The organism is Pseudomonas inefficax, assembly GCF_900277125.1.
Lineage (GTDB): Bacteria > Pseudomonadota > Gammaproteobacteria > Pseudomonadales > Pseudomonadaceae > Aquipseudomonas > Aquipseudomonas inefficax.
Genome location: NZ_OPYN01000245.1, coordinates 1 through 2,473, shown reverse-complemented (window position 1 = coordinate 2,473; position 2,473 = coordinate 1). Strand labels below are relative to the sequence as shown.

Here is a 2,473-nt window from a genome sequence, read left to right as displayed (position 1 = left end):
GACCAGGCTGCCCAGGCCCCTGGCTGGCTGCAGGAGTTGCGCGGCGAGCATGTGCCGGAAACCGAAGAGTACGGCATTGCCGCCACCACCTGGCAGGCCCGGCGCCCGCTTCATCCACAGCGCTTTTTCGACTTTATCCACACGCCCTGGAGTAATGGGCGGCTGTTGCGTTCGAAAGGCTTTTTCTGGCTGGCCAGCAAGTACCAGGAGGCCGGAAGCTGGTCGCAGGCAGGAGGCATGATGCGCCATGGCCTGGCGGGACGCTGGTGGCGCTTCGTGCCGCGCGAGCAGTGGCCACAGGATGTGGATAACACTGTCGCGATCTTGAAGAACTGGGTTGCCGAGAGTGGTGACTGCCGCCAGGAACTGGTGTTCATAGGGCAGAATATCGACTTCGGAAAATTATCCACAGCACTCGAAGCATGCCTGTTGACCGAGCAGGAAATGGACTTGGGGCCCATGGGCTGGTTGCGCCTGCCGGATCCGTTCGGTCCATGGAATGAGGAGGCCGCAGCATGAACCCCATGCGCAAGCCTGTGGATATCTTTCAGGTATTTGGCGAATCACCGCAGGTGTTGACCGAGGTGCTGCAGGATGGCGTGAACCTGGCGGTATGGCGCCGGCGTTTGCCGGCGCAGCTTGAGGATTTTGCCGCGCTGGTGGTCAACCTCGGCCAGCCCTTGGCAGACCAGCGCGTCATCGACGTGGACGAGCAGCATATGCCGGTACTGACCGAATTATTGCGCGAAGCGGCGGACTTGCACGGCTACGAGTCGTTCGTGGCGGATGTGACCTGGTTGGTGGCTGCCTATACCTGCCTGGTGGGTGCGCAGCGGGTCGGCTTGCGCCTGCGGGTACTGACAGGCCCCATGTGCCCGCGCTTCCATGTGGATAACGTTCCGCTGCGGCTGCTCACCACCTACGCTGGCGCAGGTAGCGAGTGGTTAAAAGAGGAGGCTAGCCCTCGTGGGGACTTACACACAGCGGTACCCCCGGTGGATAACATCCAACACCTGCAAGCCGGCGATGTGGCGGTGCTCAAAGGTGAGAAGTGGCAAGGCAATGAAGGCGCGGGGCTGGTGCATCGTTCGCCCTCGGGGCCGCAGGGGCGCCTACTACTCAGCCTTGACTGGCTCGCCTGACGGCGCATAGTGAGGCCTCACCATCGCCCGAAGCCGCCCCATGCTGCAGAACATTCCTACCCACGTGATTGCCGGCCCGCTGGGGGCCGGCAAGACCACCCTGATCCGTCATTTGCTGGCCCAGCGCCCGGCCAATGAGCGCTGGGCTGTATTGATAAACGAATTTGGCCTGGTTGGTTTGGATGCTGCCTTGCTCAGCCGTGACGAAGACGGCATTGCCATTGGCGAGGTCGCAGGTGGATGCCTGTGCTGCGTCAATGGCATGCCGTTCCAGGTGGGCTTGGGCCGACTGCTGCGCAAATCCCGCCCTGACCGGCTGTTCATCGAGCCGTCCGGGCTGGGTCATCCCTTGCAGTTGCTCGCTCAGTTGAAAAGAGCCCCTTGGGCCGGAGTGCTGACAATACAGCCATTGCTGACGGTGGTGGATGCGCAGTCGATGGTCCGGAACGAACAGCTTCCGGAGGCTCAACAGCAGGCGCTCGAGGCTGCTGAAAACATCGTATTGAACAAATCAGAGGCTGTGGATGAAAAACACAAGCTGTTGATAAAAAACAAATTAATTGGGAAAAGACTGTTCTGGACCGTTCAAGGTAAGCTGCCCTTGTCAAACCTTCCGGCCGCACCCATTGGCATTGTAGACAGCCCGTTTGTGGATAACGGTATTGTCGACAATCCTGGAAATCCAACGGCGGCGCTATGGACGGACCCTGGCCAGCCGATTTGTCTTGCCCAGCAGGGAGAAGGAGGTTGGAGCATTGGCTGGCGCTGGCACCCTGGCCAGCAATTTTATCCACAGCGGCTGCAGGCGTTCTTGCGGGCTTGGCCGTGGCGACGCGCCAAGGGGGTTATCCACAGCGTGGAGGGCTGGCAATCATTCAATGGCCTGAATGGGGACATGCCCGCCTGGCAGTCCAGCGACTGGCGCAGGGATACGCGCATCGAACTGATTTTCGACCAGCCACAATCGCAATCCGCGCTTCAGGCCGGGTTGAGCGAATGTCGTATCAGTTGATCAGTTGCGCCAGCGGTTGTGCTCCTGGCGCCACTGCTGCATCTCGATGACATTGTCGGCGCGCGGTGGGGTCTTGATCTCGAACGGGTAGGGCGCAAGTTCGATCTGCACACTGTGGGCGCCGAACTGCGTCACGGTACCGGGGTGGCGCTGTTCGCCCGTGACGGTGAACTCGAAGGCATAGACGCGCGCCAGGCGCTTGCGGCCGTTGGCGTCACGGACAAAGGCGATGCGCTTGAGTGCGACCGCATCGTCGAGCAGTTCGAGGTCGAGCTTGGTGCAATGCTGTTTGACCCGTTCCAGGGCTTTCTCGCGCAAC

The 2,473-nt window shown here is 61.0% G+C and carries 4 protein-coding genes; 3 read left to right on the top strand and 1 reads right to left on the bottom strand.

Going from position 1 to position 2,473, the window contains the following annotated elements; translation table 11 throughout:
- From JV551A3_RS30565 to JV551A3_RS30555, 3 genes are all read left to right on the top strand, one after another.
- Positions 1-519 (top strand): GTP-binding protein (locus JV551A3_RS30565; protein ID WP_133979403.1); only part of this gene is annotated, 519 nt, incomplete at its 5' end.
- Positions 516-1,142, top strand: a complete 627-nt coding sequence (locus tag JV551A3_RS30560; RefSeq protein WP_133979401.1) for a DUF1826 domain-containing protein — start codon at positions 516-518, stop codon at positions 1,140-1,142. The genes JV551A3_RS30565 and JV551A3_RS30560, both read left to right, overlap by 4 nt.
- Before the next feature lie 40 nt (positions 1,143-1,182).
- Positions 1,183-2,154: a CobW family GTP-binding protein gene (locus JV551A3_RS30555; protein WP_133979399.1), complete on the top strand. Its 972-nt coding sequence runs from the start codon at positions 1,183-1,185 to the stop codon at positions 2,152-2,154.
- Here the strand turns inward: JV551A3_RS30555 and JV551A3_RS30550 are convergent.
- Positions 2,155-2,473, bottom strand: a 319-nt coding sequence (locus tag JV551A3_RS30550) for a DUF3301 domain-containing protein (RefSeq protein WP_133979397.1), incomplete at its 5' end; no start/stop codon positions are given. It lies immediately after the preceding gene.

What these genes read in the sequence shown, in the direction of transcription:
- JV551A3_RS30555 (WP_133979399.1), top strand. Translation starts at nt 1,183, where the DNA reads ATGCTGCAGAACATTCCTACCCACGTGATTGCCGGCCCGCTGGGGGCC.
- JV551A3_RS30560 (WP_133979401.1), top strand. Translation starts at nt 516, where the DNA reads ATGAACCCCATGCGCAAGCCTGTGGATATCTTTCAGGTATTTGGCGAA.